Raw genomic sequence first — 20,629 nt, forward strand, 5'->3', positions numbered from 1 at the left:
AGCGAAGGTCAGGGACCAGCAGGGTAACGCTCGGGGAAACGATCTCGTGCCTCGGCCAACGTGATAGCTGCGCAGGAAGCCGCGCCGATGTCCGGTATCTGAAACTCTTCAGGGGTGCGTTGCGCTACCTTGCCCTTGGCAGTGGAAAGGTTGGGGTAACCCATCGTGGTCGTTGTCACGGTGGTCGCACCTTCGTCGGGCGCGGCTCTATAGGCCGGATCGCACAGTTGAACGTTGTCCAACTGCTGCCACGGCAGCGGCTCGATGAAGACCTCCGTTGCGGTCTCCCGATATCTCATGGGCGGCATGTCGGCCCATGCCCAGTTGTAGTCAAACGGGTTTTGCTGATTGAACAGGGTCCACTCAAACATCCGGTCTCGCATGATGAGTCCGGTTATGTTGGTGCGCGTTATCGACAGCTCACCGGCCTCCGACATCACGGTTGCGTAGCTAAGGTCGGAATTGTTGATCCGGACGCTCTGCACGTCCTGCGATATCTGTGCACCGGACAGGTCCGTTTCCTCAAAGCTTACATTTGCGAAGCGGTCCAGCCCGAGCCTTGTCCGAGAGAAATCGGAACGTTTGAACACGACACCGTCAAAGCTGTCCGGCGCCTGGGTCGGCGTGCCTACGGCGTGTGGATACTGAAACAGCCGGTAGAACATACCGAACGGGATCTGTGGCGGTTCTGTCGAGGGCTCGAAATCTTGGCCGAGCAGGAAGTCCGCGGGGACTTTTATGTCCGTGAATATTGGAGGATTCAGGCACTTCTTTTCGGTCTCGTTCCATACGCCGATTGTTCGGCAGGAAAAATCCACTGCAACAAGGTCCTGTCTCTCTTCCAGCAGAAGGTTGAGCGCAGCGCCTTTGCCGGTGTTCCCTCCAGCCGGCGTAATGAGGCGGTTCCATGCGCGCTCGACACGTTCCTCTCGTCGCGAGACGCGTTCGGCGCGTCTGTCGTCGAGGTCTACCCAAAGCTGGTAGACGGTGAATGCGCCAGCGGCGATGACAACGAGATGAGCAAGGGCGCTGCGCTCCAGCATGTCGCGAGCGGGGCGAAGGCAGCGGTCAAGCCGTCTCAGTTCGCGGAACGGCAAGCGCGCAAAAGAGGCCGCGCCTCCCAGGAAGGATGCGATCCATCTGACACTCATTCCTGCTCAGTCTCCCAGCCCGTAACCCGGTTCAAGGTAGCGGACAGGCTGACAGCTGTCAGCCCCGGATGCGGCTTGATTTGTGGGAGCGTCGCGGCATGACGGATACCTCAAGCCCGAACCGGGATCGTGAAACGGCTGCCATTCGGCGGTTGCGCGGCACATTTGAGCGCTGCCACGATGACGCATGGCTGCTGGACGCCGCGGTCGGGGAAATGAAGCTTATCGTTCGTCGCTCCACGGGGGAGGATGCGCATGTCTGCACGATCCATGCCGACGCGCTGGACGATGAACGTGACCTGATCTGCGGGGCGCTTGACAATCTTTCGCTGTTCCTTCGGCTGTTCGACCGGGCGGCGGCGACCGTGCGAGACCTGCGGGGCGGGGCGGGGCAGGGCGGCGCGGGGCAGCCGGCCCCCAAAGAACGCGAAAAGGACTATGCGGCGAATGCCGCCATGCTGCTTGCGGAACGCTCGTTCCAGCGGTTTCTTGAAACCATCAGCGCAGGCGGTCCGGTGCGTGACAAGGCGCAGGCCGATACGCGCCTGAAAAGCCTTCTCGCCATTTCCAGCAAGACATTCATCAACAGCGATAGCCGTGCGCAGGCCGCGTTCCTGCGGATGCGGGCGGACTACTACGCTTGGAAAACAGGGGGTCCGCGATGACCGATCGCACCTTTCCAGAGGTCACGATCCCGTATGGCGAATTGAGCGTCAAAGCGATGCGGATCACATGCGCTCATTGCGACGGGGTCGCCTATTTCCCGCATCAGACGGGGTTCAATCGCAAGCCGCCGGTCGCGGCTGCGCAGCATTTCCAGAACAAGGGTTGGTTGGTCGGCAGCGGTCCGCGCAAGGATTTCTGCCCGCTCCACGCCAGTCCGGCCAAGCGAAAAGGACGAAAGAACATGGCGGACACGAAAGCGACGATTGCAGACAAGCCCCGCGAAATGAGCCGCGATGACCGCCGGATCATCAACGACAAGCTCGATGAGGTCTATGGCAGGGACGCCTACAAGTCGCCCTGGACGGATGCTGCGGTCGCCAAGGATCTCGGCGTACCGCGCGATTGGGTCGTGCAGGTTCGTGACCAGTTCTTCGGCCCTGCCGGCTCCAATCCGCTCTTTGACGAATTCCTGAAAGAGACAGGCCGGATGAACGAGGCGTTTTCCGCCTATGCTGACAGCAGCGCCGTCGCGGAAAAGGCTATGGCCGATCAGAAGCGCAGCTATGCCGAACTGAGTAAGCGGATGGATACCTATCGTGCGCTCGCCAGCAAGGTTGAACGGGAAATCGGGCGATGACGGCGCTGCTTCCGATTGTCGAACTGCTGGCGGACTGCCAATCCGACGCCGAACGCGCGGATTGGCTTCTGCGCGTGCCGCAGGGCGTGATTTACCGCGACGTTTGCACCATTCGCCGCATCTTGCAGGAAGCGCGCTTCTCGCTCGGGGTGGAGGCGCTGGAGGGAGAATTCGCCGCCATCAACGCCACGCGCCTGCCGGATGGGCGCTTGCCGCGAACCGTCGTTCTCGGGCTGGACGCTTCACGCTCTTTCCTGCGTGACGTGGCGCGGAAAGGCGGTGCGCGGTGATGGAACCGGATCACGGCGCAATGTCGCGCGCATGGTCATGGCGGCACGCGGTCGGCAAGTCCGGCTTGCCGCCGATCACGCGGCTTGTGCTGCATACGCTTGGCCTGAAAATGGATGCTACCGGCGGTTCCTGCTATCCGCCGATTTCCGAGCTTGTCGACCTGACCGGCCTCGACAAGAAGACCGTGCTGAAACACCTCGAAATCGCAGAGGAACGGGGCTGGATCGGGGTCACGCAGCACGGATTTCGCGGACAGAAGTGGAAGCGCAACGAGTATGTCGCGCGCTGGCCCGGCCGCGACCTGACGGGGGCTGTTGCCTCGGCTTCTGAAACCGAAGGCGGTGGAGGAGTTCCACCACGTTCGACGGATGGTGCGACCGCGCAAGGTGGTGGAGCAGTTCCACCGCCTTCCGCCGCAAAGGTGGTGGAAATGGTTCCCGAAGGTGGTGGAAATGACGCCCCGAAGGTGGTGGAGCAGCTCCACCAAGATAAGAATCTTCCAGCTAACATTCCATCCAACTCTCCAGCCGCTGGCGCGGTGGAGGAGGGTTTGAAGAAATCTGATCGGAAGAAGATTGAACACACCTTCACGATCTGGTTTGCGACTTGGAAGAAGGGCGATGTCGTGTTCGCCCGGAACGCATGGTTTGCTCTTTCCCCGGCGGAACGGTCGGAATGTATCGAGCGCACACCTGCCTATCTTCGTTGGGCCAAGCCGTCCGACCTGATGGCGGCGGCGGTCTACCTGAAGAACCGCCATTGGCTCGACATTCCCGAACATGTACTGGCAGCGCCGGAACAGACGCATGGCGTTGCCAAGCCCTGCGGGAAGCTCTGGATGGGCACGCGCCTTGAAGCTCTGTCGAAAGCGCCAACGGGTACGATCCACCTGACTGCGTATGACGAGCATCGCATTGCGCGGGGCATGGTGTCGCGTGAGCAGGTTTTGCACGAAAAGCGCCGGGACAACGGTTGGCCGCTGGTTTGCTCGATGCGTGATCTTGCCCGCAGGCGCGATCCCTTCACCGCATCGCTGGCATTGCTGCCGTTTGTGTCGGGCTTCCGTCAGGTCCATCGCGATAGCGATCTGTTTTCAGCCTGGAAGCGGCAGCACGAACGTCGGGGTTGGCCATGGATCGAACAAGCGCCCGAATGGGTCTACTTCCCGCCGATCGATGACACGGCGGTTGATCTCGACGCGGCTGTTGAGGCCGCATTCGCCTCTTTCATTTCCTCCATCCACGAAGGACGCAGCAATGATGCAGCATAGAAACACCACTGGTGAACGCCTCGCTTACCGTCCTGTCACTGAGGCCGAGTTGAGCCGCGCGGATCGCAGGCGGATCGACGACGCACAGGCCAGGATGGAGCGTGCACGTTGTGCGCAAGACAACCTGATCCAGATGGCCGGTCGAGATATGCCGGGGTTTGATCAGCTTTCTCGCTGGATCGTCGGAACCTGCCGGGTAGGCAGCGAGGAATCGATTGCAGACGAAATGACCGTGGCGGGTATCGAGGCATGGTGCCCGATGGAGAAGTTTCGCAAGCCGCCTCGGCGTGCCCTTCCGGCGGTCGATGTCTTCCGTCCGTTCTTCCGGGGATACCTGTTCGTGCGGGTTATCCCCAGTTCTGAGGCGTTTGCGGGAGTGCTTTGCGCCTCGCGTCTGACGGGCCTTATGGGGCGCGGTGGCGAGCCGTATTTGATGCCGGAACGGATCATGTCGGCGCTCAAGCTCGGATCGAAGAAAGGCAAGACGGATGAAGATGTTGAGGGCAAGTATCCGCCCGGCGCAACCGTCGTAATCAGGTCCGGTCCGTTCGCCGATTTCCAGGCAACGGTTCGGCGTGTCATCGGCTCCAGATGGGCGCTGGAAGCGGAAGTGAACCTGTTCGGGCGCATGACGCCTGTCGAACTGGATATTGACTCTATTTCGGCCTCTGCATAACCATCACGACAGATGAGGGCGATTCCTTCGCCTTCATCATCGGGATTACCGGGGCGCTTGATGCTCCCATAGGGATTGATGTTCTCCCCCGGCCCCGCCTTGAAGATCTCGATTGAAGGGGATCGATTCAAGGCCAGTGCGACAGCTATGTTTGAGCGGCGGATTTGAGCGAAGGCGACCCTAAGCGGTCGCCTTCTTCTCGTAAGGTAACGGCAACTCCCGGAAAATTTGACGATGACCGTTCTGTCCGTGCAATGGGCCGACCGAAACCTTGCGGCTTACGGTTCTCGGCTGGAAGAGTTGAAGCGGCAGTTTCCCTTGGTTCTGCCGCGCATCGTCAATCAGGTGGGCAACCGTGCAAAGACCGTGGTTGTGCGGGAACTGACGAAGCAGACCGGATTGCCGCGCGCCACTATCGTCAAGGCGATTGGCAATCCATCGGTGGCGAGACCGGGAAAGCTGAACTACGACATGGTGACGAGGGGCGGTAACATTCGCCTCAAATATCTCCGGCCCAAGGAAACTGCGGCGGGCGTGATCGCAAGGCCTTTCGGCAAGGCGACGCTGTATCCCGGTACATTCATGCGTGGCGGTCAGTTCCCTGACCGAAAGGACGTTGAGAAATGGGACGGCCACGCCTTCTTTCGCAACGGCAAAGGCCGACATATCGCCTTCGCTCGGTCGGGTGTGATCATCCCCACGGAGATGACCACGAAAGCAACCGCCGCTGCCTTCCTCCGGATCGCCGGCCCGCTGCTGGAACAACGCATCGAAGCGGCGCTTACCAAGTTGGTGCCGTGACCTGCCGACGGGGCAGGGGCGAAACACCCCCCAACCCCACCCCCCCATTCAGGGACCGTATCACCGGGAAAAGCGAAACACGGGGCTGCGCGACTGCGGGATTTTCCTAGTGTGCGACTTCGCAACCGATACACGGATACACGTGCAAGCACACGTGTTGCACGGGACGATGCACGATGGCCGAACAATGGATGTCCATCACGGATGCCGCATCGGCGTTGACTGCCGCTGGTGACCGTGTTGATCGAACGTCGCTCTCGCGGTACCTGAAGCAGCATGCCGACGCGCTGCCGCTCAAGCCTGCGGGCAAATCCAACCTGGTGGACTTCAAGGCGCTGGTCTTACACCGTGGCGAGAACATGCGGGTCCGCCAGGCGGCGCCAACCGTCGTTGGCAACCTCGGACAACAGCCGACGTCCTCGGACACCAACTTTCCGGGCACGAAGCTTGACGGCAGCAAACGCAAGGCGAACGCCGATGCCGAGATCCGCGAAATGGATCTTGCCGAGCGTCGCAAGGAACTGACGCCGACTGATGAGGTCGATCAGGCTGGTCGCGACGCGGTCGCCCTGATGCAAAGCGCGTTCGAACGGGCCGTTGAGGGCGAGGCGCAAAAGCTGTCCCTGCAATATGGCTGGGAAGAGCGCGTCGTACGCATTGCCCTCAAGGGCTTTGCCCGTGCCGGCGTCTCGGTATTCAATCGACTGGTGCTCGAAAAACTCGACGCGATGCGCCGCGATGACGTGGGCGTTCGCTCGATCGAGCCGCCTGACGGCGAGGATTATTCCGAAGAATGAGCGAAGTTGAGGTCCGGCTTCGGTTCCCGGAGCTGCGGCACGGCGGTGAACTTCTGTTTGCCGCCATGGCCGCCGCGTCGCGTCCGACCGAGGACCTGACCATTAGCGAGCACTCCGATCGGTATCGGTATGTATCCGCTGAATCGGGCTCGCCATGGCCGGGTAAATTCCGTACCGACCGCGTGCCGTATCTGCGCGAGCCGCAGGATTGCTTGCACCCAGATCACCCCGCGCGTCGAGTGACATGCCGATGGGCGGCCCAACTGGGGAAATCGACCGCAATCGAGAACTGGTTTTGCTACATCGTCAACCAGGCACCCGGCTCGATGATGATCGTCCTTCCGACACTTGAGGAAGCGACAAAGTTCAATCGCGTAAAGCTTCATCCGACGATCGAAGCCTCGAAGCAAATACGCCATAAGGTGCTGCCCGTCAGCAGCAGAGACGAACAGGGCAGCACAACAGCATTCAAGCGGTATGCCGGCGGTTTCTGCCAGATCGTCAATGCAGGATCCTCAAAGGGCCTGCAGATGGTGTCGATCAAATACCTCGCGATGGACGAGGTGACCGGCTACCCGAAAGACGTTGACGGTCGCGGCAGTCCTCGCGACCAGGCGCGCGCACGTCAGAAAATGTACGGCGACCTTGCCAAGGAATGGCAGGGTTCAACGCCTGGGATCGCCGGCGAGTGCGCGATCACCGAAGATTTCAATGCGGGTGACCAGCGGTATCTGTATGTGCCATGCCCGCATTGCGACACGTTCCAGGCCTTTGGCTTCGACCATATGCGCGGGGCCGATCCGGAACAGTCATTGCCGGTTCATTTCCGGTGCATGAAGTGCGACGGCGTCATTCTCGATGGTCACAAGCCCGACATGATGGCCCGGGCGCAATGGATTGCCCGCCGCGTGCATGATGGCGAACCCGCCGTGCCGCTGATGATCTCCTCGAATGAGGTCGCCCTCTGGATCTGCCCGCCCTGCGAAGGGCGGTGCAAGGATTGGCAGCCCAGCTATCATCTGTGGGCAGCCTATGCTCCCAAGGAGAAGTGGGCCGAGATCTGGAAGCGCTGGCTTGATGCCGAAGGCGACACGACGAAGCTTCGGACCTTCTATCAGCAGGACCTTGCCGAGCCTTACGACCCGACCGGCGCGACGGTGGAGTGGGAAAAGATCGTCGAGGCGGCCAAGGCCGAGCTGATACCGACCCGCATCATACCATCCTGGGCGGCGCTGATCGTTTCGGCCGCGGACGTACAGGGATACGGCATCAAGTGGGCCTGCTATGCAATCGGCCCGCGTGATCAATACTGCCTGATAGATCGCGAGATTTTCGAGGGCGCACCCGATCAGGTCGATGAGCCATGGATTGAACTTGCCGATGCACTTGGGCGAACCTATCCAACCGAGGGCGGAGACAAGGAAAAGGGGATAGACCTTTCCGGCGTAGACTCCGGCTTCGCGACAAATCGTGTTTACCGGTTTTGCGCGTCCCGCCCCAACGTCTACGCGCTCGACGGCCGCGAGCCGATCGGCCTTCCTTGGCTCGGAACCCCCAAGCCAAAGGACGTGAAGGACCATCGCGGGGCTGTCATCGCGAAATGCCTGCTTTATCCAGTCGGGCTCTACGACGTGAAAACCGCTGTCACCGCCGCTTTGGCAAACCTTGTCCAGGGTAAAGGCGAAGCCCAGCACTGGCCGCGTAATACGCTGCATTTTGCGGCGGACTTCTGCGACGAGACCATGGCGAAGGAACTGACGGCGGAAGTTTTGATCGATGCGGATGAAGAAGCACGCGAAAGCGTCAATCGCCGTGCCCGCAAGATGATCCGTCCCAAGGCCGGGCGGATCTGGAAAAAGATCATCGGCCGCGCGAACGACTGGTTTGATGCCACTGTCTATGCCTTCGCCCTGGCCTGGCATCTGCAGAACAAGCGCCGCCTGACGCTCGATCGATGGGCGGATCTGGTGCGGAACCTGCACGCCGTTGAACATGAACCGCGCGATCTCTTCGAAGTCGCAGACAACGACCCGTTCGCCAAGAAAAAGCGCAAACCAGCATCCGAGAAAGATGCCTCGGCCAGCAAGCCGCGCCGTCCACGCAAGAAATGGAGTTCCTATTCGTGAGCGATGCGAAGCCGAGATATCGCGTGAAAGCGCAAGGCCATTACGTGGCGCCGGACGCCCCGAAGGCCCCGGCGCCACGCCGCACCTATGCCAGATACTTGCGCGGCGACCGATCGGGCGTCTTGGGGATGCGAAAGGCGGTCACACGTGACGCACGGCAGGATGTTCGTGAGGCCGCGGAACGCGCGGCCGCGCTGGCCATCGACTTCATGCACAATTCCGGCTGGATCGCCGGCGCCGTTGCCCAGATCCTTGTCGATACGATCGGCGACGAACTGAAATTGAGTTGCCGCGCAAAACTGAAAAAGCTGGGATACAGCGACAAGCAGGCCCGCGCCTGGTGGGCAATTGTCGAAGAGGAATGGCGCCACTGGGCTTGGAACCCCAAGGAGTGTGACCTCGCGGGTAAATCGACGATTGCCGAAATGGCTGATGCTGCCTTGCGTCAGTTTCTTGCTACCGGCGAAGCCTTCGGCGTTCTCGACTTCATGGAACCTGCTGATCGTCTCCGCTACGGCATAAGCACGGGCACCAAGGTTTCGCTGATCGCATCCCATCGATGCCCGCGCGTCACCCGCGAAGCCGAAGGACTTGAGCAGGGGATTTTTCACGACGCGAACAATCGCCCGCTCGCCTACCGGTTCCGCGTTCGCGAACGTGGCATCGAGCGAGATGAGGATATCGACGCGGCCGACGTCATCCATGTGATGGATCGAGGTGAAAACCTGAACAGTCCGCGCGGGATTTCGGTCATCGCGCCTGCATTGAAGGTACTCGCCCAAGCCGACCAGCTGGCGGACGCCACGTTGGCCAAGACGCTGTTGCAGACGATCTTTGCGGCGACGATCAAAAGCCCGGAACCAAGCGATCAGGCGTTTCAGGCGTTGACCACATTGGAGGGTTTGGAGAAACCGGAAGGATTCGACGAAAGCGAAGGTACATGGGAAGAATTCATAGGAGGTTTGCAAAGTGACCTCCTCGAAGTCTGGGACATGCGAATTGGGGCCTTGAAGGACAAGGGAATTTCGATGTCCGATCCCGCCCGGATCAACCATCTCGGCCCCGGCGAGGAATTTCATCTTCACACGACCTCGACGCCAGGCAGTGACTATGTCGAGTTCTTCCAGAACCTGCTGCGAGAAATCGCTCGTTGTCTTGGCGTCACCTACGAGGCGTTGTCGATGGACCATACAGGCGCGACCTATTCGTCCGTCCTGATGTCCGTCGCCTGCATCTGGCCGATCGTCATGCGTCGGCGCACACGGATCGTCATGCCTTTCCTCCAAGCTATCTACGAGCGCTGGCTCGAGGAGATGATCGAGACCGGAAAGATCGCCATTAAGGGCGGCCGCACCGCCTTCCGGCGTCATCGCGAAAGCATTTTTCAGGCCGAATGGCATGGTCCCGGCGCTCCATCCGCTGACAACTATAAGGCGATCATGGCCGAAAACCTCGAAATGGAGACCGGCGTTTCGTCATTCTTCGATGTCTGCGCGAAGCACGGCAAGAACGGTCAGGAACAGATCGAGCAGCTCGGCCGCGAGATCAAGATGTTCGAAGACGCCGGTGTGCCGCATCCCTTCGGCCGAAAGCAAGGGGGTGGCGGTGGCCCGCAAGGTGCTGCCGCCGATGGCAATCGAGATCCGCCAAAGGAGGCCGCCTAATGCCTGAAATCGATCCCATCGCCGTGGACTGGTGCGCCAGGGCGGTGAAACTGCGCAAGGTCGAAGAGGCCTTGCTGTCAGGTGAAATGGTCACCGAAGCCCGCTTCGGTGAAGACATGGCACGCTATGCCAATGCGAGCCTGGGCGATGTCAAAGCGGCCCTCGATGAGGCGATCCGCAAGTGCCAGATTTCACGCGGGGAAACTCCCAAGCGTACCCGTTACGCTATGTCCGGACGCATGCGTCCCTACTGAGGTCCAACGAAATGGCTGCAATTTTTGAAGACGGGCAGCTCCGGCTGACCGGCTATGTCGGTGACTATTATTTCGAGGATGGTTTTACGTCGCAAGACGTTGTTCTCGCTCTTGCCGGTGTGGATGATGACGCCGAACTTCCCGTCCATCTCAATTCCGGTGGTGGCATCGCCGCCGAAGGCGCTGCAATTCATGCGCTTCTTTCGGCTCGTTCTGGCATCACACACATCATCGTCGAGGGAATTGCAGCGTCGGCGGCCTCCCTGATCGCCATGGCAGGCGACACCGTCACCATGTCGGCCGGTTCCGTCATGATGATCCATGACCCTGCCAGCGGAACCTTCGGCACATCGGCCGATCACAGCAAGACCATCGAGGCCTTGGAAGCGTTGGCGACAGCTTATGCCCGCGTCTATGCGGCGAAGTCGGGCAAAACCGCCGAACAGTGCCGCGAGATCATGAAGTCCGAGCGCTGGTTCACACCTGAAGAAGCGGTCGCCGAGGGCTTCGCCGACGACACGACCGAAGCGAAGGCAGCGCCTGTCGCGGCCTTCGACTACCGCATTTTCGCGCACGCGCCGAAGGCCCTTACCACGCTCGCGAAGAAGAAGAATTGGTCGCACCAGGCCAAAATGGCGGCGCCTGCCGCGCAAACCCGTCCACCTGAGGAGATCTCCATGACGGACAAGGAACGTGCGGATCAGCTTGCCGCCGAAAATGCCAAGCTGAAGGCTGACCTCGATAAGGCCAATGGCGATATTGAAGCCGCCGTCGCTGCTGACCGAGGCCGTCGCACCAGCATCATGGCCTTGCCGGAAGCCAAGGGCCGCGAGGCGCTTGCTGAACATCTGTTCGTCTCCGGCAACACCGTCGAACAGGCAAAAGCCACCCTTTCTGTCTCGCCTGCTGCCACGCCATCGAATGATGAGAACGAGGAGTACCGGCCCCGCGCGCGCATGAATGGCCAAGGCCTTAACAATCAGGGCGGCGAAGGTCGCGGCAAGGATCGTACATCGGTCCTGGCCGCGTCGGTCGATCGCCTGAACAAGCGTCGCTAATGGAGGTCTCAAGAACATGACTGTACTTGTGCAGGGTCTCCGGCCCACCGGTCACTATCTCGTCTCGGAAGCCAACGGCTACCGCTCCCGCGACGCGGGAATCATTGCCTCGGGCAGCGGCAAGCTCGACTCCGGGGTGGTTCTCGGCCGCATCACTGCCAGCAAGAAGCTGGTGCCCGTCGATCCGGCTGCCAACGATGGATCGCAGAATGCGGCGGCCATTCTCTATGAGGGCTGCGATGCCACCACGAAGGATGTGCGCCGTACCTTCACCGCGCGTGACACCGAAGTTCATGCTGCCGTCCTCGTCTGGCCAGCCGGTATGACCGACAACCAGAAAACCGCCGCGCTCGCCCAGCTGGCCGCGCTTGGCATCGTTGGCCGCTAAGGAGGCGGAAATTCATGGCTATCGTAGCTGATATTTTCAATCAGAACGCCTGGGGGCTTATTGAAGTCCAGGAGGAGATTATCGAGCGGGTCGACTTCAAACCGCAGCTCCTCGGTTCGCTCGGTCTGTTCGCGCCGATCTATTCCCGGTCTCGCACGATCGGTATCGTTGACCGTAACGGCTCCCGGTCGCTGATCCCCACCTCGGCCAATGGAGAGCCCCCTGAAGAACTGATCCCGAAGGGTGCGAAGCTCCGCAAAATGGATGCCGTTCGCCTCGCCAAGGGCTCGACCATCTACGAAATCGAGCTTGCCGGCATTGCTGCCCTGCCTTTTGACGAGCAGACCATCGAAACGGCAGATGAAGTTACCAGCCGCACCGGCGACATCAAGGACGATCTTGAACTGACTTGGGAGCATATGCGCTTCGGGGCGATCATGGGCAAGGTTCTCGATGCTGATGGGGCCACCATTCTTGTCGATTGGTACGACTTCTGGGGCATCGACGAACCTGACGAGATCAACTTCAAACTCGATATTGAGACGACCGACCTCCGCAAGATCTGCCGCGATATCAAGCGTCAGATGAAAAGGAACGCCAAGGGCGCATGGACGCCCGCCACGCGCGTCGGTGCTCTGGTCGGCGATACCTTCTATGACATGGTGGTCAATCATCCCCAGTACAAGGAAACAAAGGTCAATACCGATCGCGCGCCCTTGCTGGAGAATATCGAGGGGTATTCCTCCGTCGAGTTCGAGGGCATCACCTTCATCAATTACCAGGGAACTGACGACGGAACCACTATCGCAATCGGCTCAGAAGAGGCGCGCTTCTTCCCGATTGGTGCCAAGGGCGCGTTTCAGGTCGGCTGGGCTCCTGCCAGCGAATTCAAGCCCTACCGCAACAAGCGTGGTCAGGAATTCTACGGCCTCATTTTGACGGACCCTTCCGGTCGTGACGAATGGGATCGGGTGGAACTGTACAGCTACCCGCTGTTCATCTGCACTCGCCCGGAAATGCTTCTCCGCGCCAAGGCGAAGTAGCTGCTATTCACGAAAGGTCTCTGGCATGGTTCTCAAAACTGTAACTGAGGCCGGCTTTTACAACGGCCGGTTTCTGAGGCCCGGCGCCAGCTATGAAGCTGGCGAGGTAAAGATTGACCGCCTCAACAAAGGCCAGCTTCTCGCGCTCGCTGCCGAGCGCGGGGTTGAGGTCGATGCCTCGAAAACCAAGGCCGAGATCATCGCGGCCATCGAGGCGAAGGCAGTTGAGGGATCGGCGGACTGATATGCCTATCGCCGCCAACCTGCACGAGCTTCACGACCAGGTTGTCGGCGATGTCGATTTCCGATTTGCCGAACCGGTCAAGCTGTCCTTCTTGAATGACAACGCGGCAGATCCAGACCGGCCGGCGACGGAAATCACGGCTGTCCTGCGCGTCGGCGGTGGAAAGGAACTCACCGCCGGCGGGCGCTCCTCCCGCGCATGGCGGACAAAAATCGCCGCCGGGAAAGCGGAGCTGCATATAGACCGCGCCACTTACAGCGGTCCCGATATTCGGAAGGGCGATGCGGTACGTGCCCTTTCTCGTCATGGTCAGCCGTGGTTCGAGGTCCTGCGCGTAGACGACAGGGGCGACACCCGGCTTGTTCTGGAGCTTGGTGAAAAATGAGCCTTGCCCGAATTGCCCTGCGGATCGCCGCCGTCGAGGCCCTGAAGGGGCGGACATTGGTTGGGGATCATGTACTGGATACGCCCAATGGCGCGCTGGATATTCAGGCCGATGGCCGTCTGAGAACGGAGGAGGAGAAACCCTTCGTCTCCGTTTTTACCGATCTCGGTCGCGCTGACGGTATTACGGGCCGATCTCTGATCGAAAACGGCGACTGTGACATCGTCTTTGAGATCGGCGTGTCTTCCGCGATGCTGCATCGCGACGACGAAACGGGCGCATCCCATATGGTCGGGATCAATATCCCCGCGTCTGACGGCAACCGGGAATTCTTCCTCGATATTGTGCAGCGCCAGATCTGCGACGCGCTGACCGATCCGGATAATAGCTGGGCGGAAATCTATCGCAGTCTGCACCACGGTATCCTGAAGATCGAATTTGCCGGCGCGCGGACCAGCGAGGACAGCCAGCGCCTTGCCGGCCATCAGATGAAGCTCACCGTCTCCCTGATCAACGATCCCCTGCGAGGCGACGAACTGGAACAGGGCACACCGTTCGCCGAATTCCTCACCGCTCTCGATGCGAGCGAAAATGCCAGCTACCTCAAGCAGGCGGCGCAAATTCGAGGGATGCTATCCGGCGTCGATCCAGACTGGAAATACATTCGCCGCCGCCACGGGATGACGGCGGCCGAGGCCGAGACGCTGGGACATGCACCCTTGGCGCTGACGCCAGACGGCGATGAGACCGATTTCACGGCTGCCCGCATCGAAATCGATGGCCTTGGCGTTTTCGAGGTCTGACATGTTCAAAGAATTCGCAGCCATGAACGCCGATCTGCAGGCGTTGAAGAATGCGTTCGGCCGGTCCTTAAAGGTCGGGCCGGTCGAGGAGGTGGATGCTGAGCGGGGTTATCGCCTGAAGCTCGGGGAAAAGAACGGACGTCCGTTCCTCTCACCCTGGTATCCGCATCCTGAAACAGGAAAGACGTCGATCCCCCTGAAAAAAGGCCAGATCGTGGGTGTGATCAACCCTGCCGGCGATCCCCGGCAGGGAATTCTAATTCGCGGCGGCTACAGTAACGAACACCCCTCGCCGAACGGAAATCCCGCAGCAAACGTGTTCGAAGACGCCGGCGTGCGCGTCGAGATCGTGGATGGCGCTCTCGTGATCACGATTGGCGGAACGGCATGGCGCTTCAGCGCCGGCGGCCTCGCCCAGACAGGCGGCAGCATCACCCACGATGACGTGAAGATCGACAAAACCCATGATCACGGCGGTGTTGACCGTGGCGGTGAATACACCAATCCACCGAGGGGGGCATGATGACAACAAAGCTCTACAGAGTTTCCGACGGCGTCACCGAGGTCAATGGCGGGCCGGTACCTCGCAACCGCATCGTGCGTTTGACGGTCTCGCAGGCCCTGTTCGACCTATCACTCGGGCGGATCGTCGAGAAGACGAAGCCGAAGGCCTCGAAAACCACGGGTGACGACGATGGCGGGGATTGATCGGGTCACCGGTCGCGTCATCAGCAATCTCGACAGCGCGTTTCAGGGGGTCGAGGTCACTCTCACAACTCGGATTTCAAGCCGCGTCATGCTGCGCGAGTTCGGCGGCGGCGTGTTGGAACTGCTGGGTAGAGCGGTCACGCCTGCGTTGTTTGCAGCGTGGCAACAGCTGATCGGGACGGCAATCGATCTGTGGGAACCCCGGTTTCGCGTGCGGCAAATCCACGTCATGGGCAGCGTCGATGAATTGCGTGCCGGTACTGCCGGCCTGCGGATCGAGGTGGACTATCGGCCTCGCGGGCATCTCGGAGACGAGACTGTCGAGCGCAGTCTCAGTCTTGGAGTCAATTTCGGATCGGGAAGGGTGCGGGTAATTCAATGACGAGCATAGATCTGACCTTGTTGCCCAAGCCGCGCATTATCGAGGAAATCTCCTACGAGACGACCGTTTCCCGGCAAAACAGCCGGTTCGCGCAGGTCTGGGCCGACACCAGAACGGCAAATCCTGACGTCGACCTGCCTGATTATGACGTGCAGATGCTACAAACGGATCCGGCGATCCTGATCAACCAGGCCGAAAGCAGTCGCGAAGTCCGGCTTCGCCAGCGCGCAAATGAGGTCGCGCGCGGCCAGTTGCTGGGTTTCGCCACTGGCGCGGATCTGGAACATCTGGCCGCCTTCTATGACGTCAAGCGCCTGCCGGGTGAGCTGGATCCCAGACTGAAGTTGCGCGTGATCCTCGCCATACAGGGGCGGTCCACCGGCGGAACGACCGAGCGTTACAAATATATAGCGATGACGTCGAGCCTGCATGTCTCCGACGTCGTGGTTTACCGATCCGGCAAAAGCCCGGTCATCCATGTCGCCGTGTTTTCCGATGCGCCTGACGGCGTGGCATCCGCCTCGCTGCTCGCGACAGTCACAGCCGCACTGCAGGCGGATGATGCCAAAGTTCTCAATGACACATTTGCGGTGTCCACCGCCGTGCGCACCGTCGTCAACATCGTCGCCGATGTATGGCTGTTGCCCGATGCGGCGGCCGACACGCTCACCCTGGCGGAAAGCGAGTTGCGGGCTGCGTGGATGATGGAGCAAACCCTTGGGCGCGATCTCATCAGCACCTGGTGGGTTTCGAAGCTGATGATAGCGGGTGTCCATAAGATCGCCCCCATTACGCCGCTTGGCGACATCGAGGTTCCGTCCGGAGAAGCGGCCTCAATCGGGAGCGTCACTCTCAATCTGCGAGGCAGGGCTTTCTGATGGATACCTCGCTGCTTCCCATCACGTCAGGGCTATTCGAAAAGGCGCTGGAAGAGGCGCTGAACCCCCGATGGCAATCCCTGGAGGCCGCAGTCGAGGCAATCCGCAAGGCAAAGCATATCGACCGTCCGCCTTCCTATCTGCCGTGGCTGGTCTATGAGTATGGCCTCGGCCCGCTCACGCCATACGTACCCAATGTCTATCAATTGATCGACGAGGGTGTACGGTGGCAGCGAGTTCGCGGGACCGCCAAGGCCTATCGCATGGGCCTCGGCTGGATCGGCTATTCCGCCGACATCGAGGAGGCCTGGCATGGGCGCAACTGGTGGAACAGCTATCAGCTGCGCTTTCCCGACCTACCTGCCCAGGATAGTCCGGATCTTGAGCGTATCGAGGGCATATCCATCCTGTCGGGGCCGTTGCGTTCGGATCTCCGCCGGGGCGTTCATCAATACGATGTCGGCCCGCTGATCGCGGACTACTGTCGCCTTGATGACTCGATGCTGGAGCGAGAAAGCGGCATTGCGGTCACGCCGGCCGGAACGCTCTGGTCATTCGGTCGAACCACGGAAATCCGGCACATGCTGACGGAAGCCGAGGGTCTGGCAATCGGGAACTGGCTGGAGCCCGTCGATACCGGCAGCAGCGCGTGGATGCCTATATCGCTACCGGATGCCGGCTTTGGTGTAGGGACCGTGCCCGACCTGTCCATGGACCCCGGATTGCCATGGGTCGAAGCGCATTATCTCTGGAACGATGCCGATATCCTATGGTCCTCGATCGGTACGTCGGCGCGCTCGGCGACAATGGCCGCATGGTTTGTCGGCCGCTCGATGTTTCTGACGTTTCGGGATGCGGGCGGTCAGGTGATCGGCCACCGGCGTTGCCGGGCTGTTCGGCCCGTCATCGAGCGGTATAGCGGCCTCTACAGTTTCGCCGGATCGTCCTATCAGCCGACTTCAACCGGAACCGCTCTCTACGTGGAGGCGATGACCGATTTCGGTGATGCCGCCGATGTTGTCGCCTCAAGCGTGGAACTCAATGTCGGCGGAGATCTCGCCGATGGAATTCCCCCCGGCCGCCTCTGGCTTGCCTCCGATGATCTTTCGGGGGGTGCTGCCATCGCGGTTTCACCTGTTTCCATCCCGCTCCGGACGACCGTTCGGGAGTGCGTCAAATTTCTAGTGAGGTTCTGATGTTCGAACATCCCAGCGGACTCCCGCATTCGTATGACCGGGCTGCTGGGCGCCCCGAAGTGCAGTCGGTCGTATTCTATGGAGACCGGCCGTTCATCCAGGCGGCGGAACTGACCGAGATGCAGACCATCACTCGCGAGCGGAGCCGGCGCGTGTCGCGCCTGATCGTCAGCGACGGCGACCGCATCGAGCGCGGCGATGCGATTATCGACGCGGAGGCCGGTTCGGTGACGCTATCGGCCGGCCGCGTCTATGCGGATGGCGATGTGTGGGACGTTCCGGAGGCTGTGCTGGCAGATGTACCCATGGCCGGCCGGGTTGAGCTGGGTATTCGCCTGACTACCAGCTACATCACCCATGAAGACGATCCGTCTTTGGTCGGACTGGTCCCCGGCTCCGTCGCCGAGGGTGAACCGGGCGCCGCGCGCGAGATCCGTTCCGCCGTGTGGGCACGTCAGGGCGATTCCGAGACCGGCGATTTCTATTCGGTCCATGTCCTGCAGGACGGCGTTATCCTCGACACGGTCGGCCCGAGCGTTCTGGCGCCGGCCATGCAGGCGATCCAGGAGTATGACCGTCCCAACGGCAACTACATCGTCTCCGGTTGCCGGGTCACGGCGATGGGAACTGATGCGGGCAAGCAGATCTTCACGATCTCCGAGGGCGAAGCGAACATCAACGGGATGAAGCGGACGCGGCTCGCTGCGCTTCGCCATGCCGAGGCCGAGGAATGGGACGAACTGGCGATCCCTGGCGAAACCCACACCTATACGGGCGGCGCCAGCCAGACATTCACGGTGGCTGCCGGCCCGATCGGTGTGGTCAATTCTATTCTGCTGACCAAGGAAAAGACCGTCAACGTGACGCGTGGTGCCGTGGTCAATGGCGCGGACGGCCTGCCGGATACCAGCGTCATCCAGATCGTAGAGGTCAAGCAGGGCGCGACCACCTATGTCGCCGGGGCGGATTTCAACCGCATCAACAACACGGTCGATTGGGCGCCGGCCGGGGCGGAGCCTGCGACCGGTTCGACCTACACGGTCAAATACCGCTATCGCGCCTCGGTCGAACCTGATGCGGTCACGGCATACACCATTACGGTCTCGGGCGGTGCCTCCGGCGGCGATGTCATCATCGCGTACACACGCCGACTGCCGCGCGTCGACCGTCTCTGCCTCGCCGAGGATGGCTCGCCCGTCTATCTGCGGGGCGTGTCGGCCGCCGCCAACCCGCTGCCGCCCGCCGTACCGTCGAACCTGCTGAAGCTGGCGCAAATCTCGAATGACTGGGTGTCGACGCCGACCGTCACCAACGACGGTACGCAGTCGCTGAGCTGGGACCAGATGTGGAGCTACCTCGATCGCATCGTGGATCTCGACCGTCTGGTGCAGCTCGACCGGCTGACCCGTGACATCGACAGCCGCGAGCCGGTTGCCAAGAAGGGGATGTTCGTGGACCCGTTCCGCGACGATACCTATCGTGACGCCGGCACGGCACAGACCGGCGCGATCGCGGACGGCATGCTGATGCTGGCGATCCAGCCGACATTCTACACCGCGACCCTGACGGGTCCGGTCATGCTCGACTGGACCGAGGAAGTCATCGTCCGGCAGGAACTCAAGACCGGCTGTGAGAAGATCAACCCGTATGCGAATTTCACGCCGCTGCCGGGTACGCTCGCCCTTGCCCCCGCTGTGGATTTCTGGACCGAGAGCCGCACCGACTGGCTGTCCGAGCAAACGCAGGAGTTCAATCGCGGTGTGACGACACAGGCCACGCCGCTGCAGACGACGACATCGGAAACCCGTCTGGAGGATCGTCGCGTCGAGCAGATCGCGTTTCTGCGCCAGATCCCTGTTGCGTTCACGATCAAGGGGTTTGGCGCCGGCGAACAACTCGCCACGTTGACATTCGACGGTATCGACGTGCGGCCGGCCGGTCCTCCGGTCGCCAATGCGCAGGGCCAGATCTCCGGATCGTTCGTTATTCCCGCCAATGTCACTGCCGGATCGAAGGTGGTTGAGGCCACTGGCGCCGGTGGCACCGAGGCGGCGGCAATGTTCACTGGTCAGGGCACGGTCGAGGTCGACGTGATGCGGCGGGTCACGACGATCGCGAACTGGAGCGCTGCGCGGATACGCGGATCGGCGACACCCCGCCAAACACGCGAGGGGTCAGGCGGTGCGCATGATCCGCAGGCTCAGTTGTTCGCGGTAACGGAACTGCGGCAGGTGGTCGGCATCGACTTCCATGTCTGCGCAGCGGGCAATCCGGCGCAGCATATCGTGGTCGATCAGGTCTCGACGGACAACGGCTATCCGACCACCGATGTCGCGGCCGAAGCCGTGGTGTCGATGGCCGCTCCCGCGACCGGCTGGCGCTCAGCCCGCTACAAACTGCCATTGACCACGTCGCCGGAGCGCAAGCATGCCGCCGTCATCAAGACGGACAGCAATGAGCACGCGATATCCATCGCCAAGCTCGGCGGCTACGACGCCACGGCCCAGCGCTGGATTACCTCTCACCCGTATGTCACCGGTCCGAGGTTCAGTTCGGTCAATGCCGAGACGTGGACTGCGCATCAGGACGAGGCACTGACCTGCCGCGTTGTTGCTGCCGTGTATGAAGTAACGACGAAGACGGTCAACCTCGGCTCGTTCGACCTCGTCCAGTGTTCTGACCTTCAGGTCCGGGCAGCGGTTGAGCTGCCATCTGCCGGCTGCTCGGTAGAGTTCGAGATCGAGCGGACCAACGGCACGATCTACCGGCTCGCCCCGTTCCAGGTGTTGCAGCTCACTGAGTACATCACCGAGACGGTGCAGCTGCGCGCCGTGCTGAAGGGAACCGAGAAGCTCTCGCCGATCCTCTATGCTCCGGTCGAGCTGATCGCCGGGCGGATCGAGCAGGAACTGACCTACGTGACCCGCGCCATGGATCTCGGCACGGCGGTGCGGTTCACGACGTATCTGAAGGCGTTTCTGCCGGGCGGCTCGACAGTTGCAGTCGCTCTGTCGATCGCGGGCGGCGCCTGGGTCAACGTGCCGCTGAAAGAGACCGAAGCGTTGGCGTATGCGCTCTGGAGCGAACGGACCTACGAGTTGACCAACCAGACCGGCCTGACGGCGCGGCTGAAAATCACCGGTACGGGTGGCCCGGCGTCTCGCCTGATCATCGGCGATCTCGGCGCGGCGATATTCTGAGGAGCATGAAC

At 61.1% G+C, this 20,629-nt stretch carries 23 protein-coding genes; 22 read left to right on the forward strand and 1 reads right to left on the reverse strand.

The genetic code is table 11. The features are described from left to right. Window positions 1-8: 8 nt before the first annotated feature. Window positions 9-1,151, reverse strand: a complete 1,143-nt coding sequence (locus NBH21_RS12730) for a pentapeptide repeat-containing protein (RefSeq protein WP_250913350.1) — start codon at window positions 1,149-1,151, stop codon at window positions 9-11. 98 nt (window positions 1,152-1,249) lie between these two features. On the opposite strand from NBH21_RS12730, the gene NBH21_RS12735 reads away from it, so the two are divergent. From NBH21_RS12735 to NBH21_RS12840, 22 genes are all read left to right on the forward strand, one after another. Further along, window positions 1,250-1,816, forward strand: a complete 567-nt coding sequence (locus NBH21_RS12735; protein WP_250913349.1) for a hypothetical protein — start codon at window positions 1,250-1,252, stop codon at window positions 1,814-1,816. Further along, entirely contained in the window at window positions 1,813-2,454 is a 642-nt protein-coding gene (locus NBH21_RS12740) for a hypothetical protein (protein WP_250913348.1), read from the forward strand. The genes NBH21_RS12735 and NBH21_RS12740 overlap by 4 nt, the downstream gene beginning before the upstream one ends. Further along, entirely contained in the window at window positions 2,451-2,744 is a 294-nt protein-coding gene (locus NBH21_RS12745) for a hypothetical protein (RefSeq protein ID WP_250913347.1), read from the forward strand. The genes NBH21_RS12740 and NBH21_RS12745 overlap by 4 nt, the downstream gene beginning before the upstream one ends. Window positions 2,745-2,809: 65 nt before the next feature. After that, window positions 2,810-4,015, forward strand: coding sequence for a helix-turn-helix domain-containing protein (locus NBH21_RS12750; protein WP_250913346.1), 1,206 nt, complete (start codon window positions 2,810-2,812; stop codon window positions 4,013-4,015). After that, window positions 4,002-4,691, forward strand: a complete 690-nt coding sequence (gene nusG, locus NBH21_RS12755; protein ID WP_250913345.1) for a transcription termination/antitermination protein NusG — start codon at window positions 4,002-4,004, stop codon at window positions 4,689-4,691. The genes NBH21_RS12750 and nusG overlap by 14 nt, the downstream gene beginning before the upstream one ends. A 234-nt stretch (window positions 4,692-4,925) precedes the next feature. Further along, on the forward strand, window positions 4,926-5,492 hold the full coding sequence (locus NBH21_RS12760; protein ID WP_250913344.1) for a hypothetical protein: 567 nt from the start codon (window positions 4,926-4,928) through the stop codon (window positions 5,490-5,492). Between the two features lie 176 nt (window positions 5,493-5,668). Further along, a complete protein-coding gene (locus NBH21_RS12765; RefSeq protein ID WP_250913343.1) occupies window positions 5,669-6,289 on the forward strand; it encodes a hypothetical protein in 621 nt (206 codons plus the stop codon). Continuing rightward, on the forward strand, window positions 6,286-8,415 hold the full coding sequence (locus tag NBH21_RS12770) for a terminase gpA endonuclease subunit (protein ID WP_250913342.1): 2,130 nt from the start codon (window positions 6,286-6,288) through the stop codon (window positions 8,413-8,415). Before NBH21_RS12765 ends, NBH21_RS12770 begins: the two co-directional genes overlap by 4 nt. Next, window positions 8,412-10,079, forward strand: coding sequence for a phage portal protein (locus NBH21_RS12775; RefSeq protein WP_250913341.1), 1,668 nt, complete (start codon window positions 8,412-8,414; stop codon window positions 10,077-10,079). The genes NBH21_RS12770 and NBH21_RS12775 overlap by 4 nt, the downstream gene beginning before the upstream one ends. Further along, entirely contained in the window at window positions 10,079-10,333 is a 255-nt protein-coding gene (locus tag NBH21_RS12780; protein ID WP_250913340.1) for a hypothetical protein, read from the forward strand. The genes NBH21_RS12775 and NBH21_RS12780 overlap by 1 nt, the downstream gene beginning before the upstream one ends. Further along, entirely contained in the window at window positions 10,261-11,391 is a 1,131-nt protein-coding gene (locus tag NBH21_RS12785) for a head maturation protease, ClpP-related (RefSeq protein ID WP_250913339.1), read from the forward strand. The genes NBH21_RS12780 and NBH21_RS12785 overlap by 73 nt, the downstream gene beginning before the upstream one ends. A 16-nt stretch (window positions 11,392-11,407) precedes the next feature. After that, entirely contained in the window at window positions 11,408-11,779 is a 372-nt protein-coding gene (locus NBH21_RS12790) for a head decoration protein (RefSeq protein WP_250913338.1), read from the forward strand. A 14-nt stretch (window positions 11,780-11,793) separates the two neighbouring features. Then, window positions 11,794-12,822: a major capsid protein gene (locus NBH21_RS12795; RefSeq protein WP_250913337.1), complete on the forward strand. Its 1,029-nt coding sequence runs from the start codon at window positions 11,794-11,796 to the stop codon at window positions 12,820-12,822. A gap of 25 nt (window positions 12,823-12,847) precedes the next feature. After that, window positions 12,848-13,066, forward strand: coding sequence for a hypothetical protein (locus NBH21_RS12800; RefSeq protein ID WP_250913336.1), 219 nt, complete (start codon window positions 12,848-12,850; stop codon window positions 13,064-13,066). A 1-nt stretch (window position 13,067) separates the two neighbouring features. Next, window positions 13,068-13,451: a hypothetical protein gene (locus NBH21_RS12805; RefSeq protein WP_250913335.1), complete on the forward strand. Its 384-nt coding sequence runs from the start codon at window positions 13,068-13,070 to the stop codon at window positions 13,449-13,451. After that, window positions 13,448-14,254 carry a hypothetical protein gene (locus NBH21_RS12810; RefSeq protein ID WP_250913334.1) on the forward strand — a complete coding sequence of 269 codons (807 nt, stop codon included), beginning with the start codon at window positions 13,448-13,450 and terminating at the stop codon, window positions 14,252-14,254. The genes NBH21_RS12805 and NBH21_RS12810 overlap by 4 nt, the downstream gene beginning before the upstream one ends. Window position 14,255: 1 nt before the next feature. Further along, window positions 14,256-14,777, forward strand: coding sequence for a baseplate assembly protein (locus NBH21_RS12815; RefSeq protein ID WP_250913333.1), 522 nt, complete (start codon window positions 14,256-14,258; stop codon window positions 14,775-14,777). After that, entirely contained in the window at window positions 14,774-14,962 is a 189-nt protein-coding gene (locus NBH21_RS12820; RefSeq protein WP_250913332.1) for a hypothetical protein, read from the forward strand. The genes NBH21_RS12815 and NBH21_RS12820 overlap by 4 nt, the downstream gene beginning before the upstream one ends. Next, the gene (locus tag NBH21_RS12825) at window positions 14,949-15,344 is read left to right on the forward strand and encodes a GPW/gp25 family protein (RefSeq protein WP_250913331.1); all 396 of its coding nucleotides are present in this window, start codon (window positions 14,949-14,951) and stop codon (window positions 15,342-15,344) included. Before NBH21_RS12820 ends, NBH21_RS12825 begins: the two co-directional genes overlap by 14 nt. Beyond that, window positions 15,341-16,222 carry a baseplate J/gp47 family protein gene (locus tag NBH21_RS12830; RefSeq protein WP_250913330.1) on the forward strand — a complete coding sequence of 294 codons (882 nt, stop codon included), beginning with the start codon at window positions 15,341-15,343 and terminating at the stop codon, window positions 16,220-16,222. Before NBH21_RS12825 ends, NBH21_RS12830 begins: the two co-directional genes overlap by 4 nt. Then, window positions 16,222-17,418 (forward strand): phage tail protein, encoded by a 1,197-nt coding sequence (locus NBH21_RS12835; RefSeq protein ID WP_250913329.1) that lies wholly within the window; start codon window positions 16,222-16,224, stop codon window positions 17,416-17,418. The genes NBH21_RS12830 and NBH21_RS12835 overlap by 1 nt, the downstream gene beginning before the upstream one ends. Next, window positions 17,418-20,618 carry a DUF4815 domain-containing protein gene (locus tag NBH21_RS12840; RefSeq protein ID WP_250913328.1) on the forward strand — a complete coding sequence of 1,067 codons (3,201 nt, stop codon included), beginning with the start codon at window positions 17,418-17,420 and terminating at the stop codon, window positions 20,616-20,618. The genes NBH21_RS12835 and NBH21_RS12840 overlap by 1 nt, the downstream gene beginning before the upstream one ends. The last annotated feature ends 11 nt before the right edge of the window (window positions 20,619-20,629 follow it).

The sequence above is a fragment of the Ciceribacter sichuanensis genome (assembly GCF_024055605.1).
GTDB classification, from domain to species: Bacteria; Pseudomonadota; Alphaproteobacteria; order Rhizobiales; family Rhizobiaceae; genus Allorhizobium; species Allorhizobium sichuanense.

Bases quoted from the DNA above. Each gene is read 5' to 3' on its own strand.
- NBH21_RS12730 (WP_250913350.1), bottom strand. From the start codon at position 1,151: ATGAGTGTCAGATGGATCGCATCCTTCCTGGGAGGCGCGGCCTCTTTT.
- NBH21_RS12735 (WP_250913349.1), top strand. From the start codon at position 1,250: ATGACGGATACCTCAAGCCCGAACCGGGATCGTGAAACGGCTGCCATT.
- NBH21_RS12740 (WP_250913348.1), top strand. From the start codon at position 1,813: ATGACCGATCGCACCTTTCCAGAGGTCACGATCCCGTATGGCGAATTG.
- NBH21_RS12745 (WP_250913347.1), top strand. From the start codon at position 2,451: ATGACGGCGCTGCTTCCGATTGTCGAACTGCTGGCGGACTGCCAATCC.
- nusG (WP_250913345.1), top strand. From the start codon at position 4,002: ATGATGCAGCATAGAAACACCACTGGTGAACGCCTCGCTTACCGTCCT.
- NBH21_RS12760 (WP_250913344.1), top strand. From the start codon at position 4,926: ATGACCGTTCTGTCCGTGCAATGGGCCGACCGAAACCTTGCGGCTTAC.
- NBH21_RS12765 (WP_250913343.1), top strand. From the start codon at position 5,669: ATGGCCGAACAATGGATGTCCATCACGGATGCCGCATCGGCGTTGACT.
- NBH21_RS12770 (WP_250913342.1), top strand. From the start codon at position 6,286: ATGAGCGAAGTTGAGGTCCGGCTTCGGTTCCCGGAGCTGCGGCACGGC.
- NBH21_RS12780 (WP_250913340.1), top strand. From the start codon at position 10,079: ATGCCTGAAATCGATCCCATCGCCGTGGACTGGTGCGCCAGGGCGGTG.
- NBH21_RS12790 (WP_250913338.1), top strand. From the start codon at position 11,408: ATGACTGTACTTGTGCAGGGTCTCCGGCCCACCGGTCACTATCTCGTC.
- NBH21_RS12795 (WP_250913337.1), top strand. From the start codon at position 11,794: ATGGCTATCGTAGCTGATATTTTCAATCAGAACGCCTGGGGGCTTATT.
- NBH21_RS12800 (WP_250913336.1), top strand. From the start codon at position 12,848: ATGGTTCTCAAAACTGTAACTGAGGCCGGCTTTTACAACGGCCGGTTT.
- NBH21_RS12805 (WP_250913335.1), top strand. From the start codon at position 13,068: ATGCCTATCGCCGCCAACCTGCACGAGCTTCACGACCAGGTTGTCGGC.
- NBH21_RS12810 (WP_250913334.1), top strand. From the start codon at position 13,448: ATGAGCCTTGCCCGAATTGCCCTGCGGATCGCCGCCGTCGAGGCCCTG.
- NBH21_RS12815 (WP_250913333.1), top strand. From the start codon at position 14,256: ATGTTCAAAGAATTCGCAGCCATGAACGCCGATCTGCAGGCGTTGAAG.
- NBH21_RS12820 (WP_250913332.1), top strand. From the start codon at position 14,774: ATGATGACAACAAAGCTCTACAGAGTTTCCGACGGCGTCACCGAGGTC.
- NBH21_RS12825 (WP_250913331.1), top strand. From the start codon at position 14,949: ATGGCGGGGATTGATCGGGTCACCGGTCGCGTCATCAGCAATCTCGAC.
- NBH21_RS12830 (WP_250913330.1), top strand. From the start codon at position 15,341: ATGACGAGCATAGATCTGACCTTGTTGCCCAAGCCGCGCATTATCGAG.
- NBH21_RS12835 (WP_250913329.1), top strand. From the start codon at position 16,222: ATGGATACCTCGCTGCTTCCCATCACGTCAGGGCTATTCGAAAAGGCG.
- NBH21_RS12840 (WP_250913328.1), top strand. From the start codon at position 17,418: ATGTTCGAACATCCCAGCGGACTCCCGCATTCGTATGACCGGGCTGCT.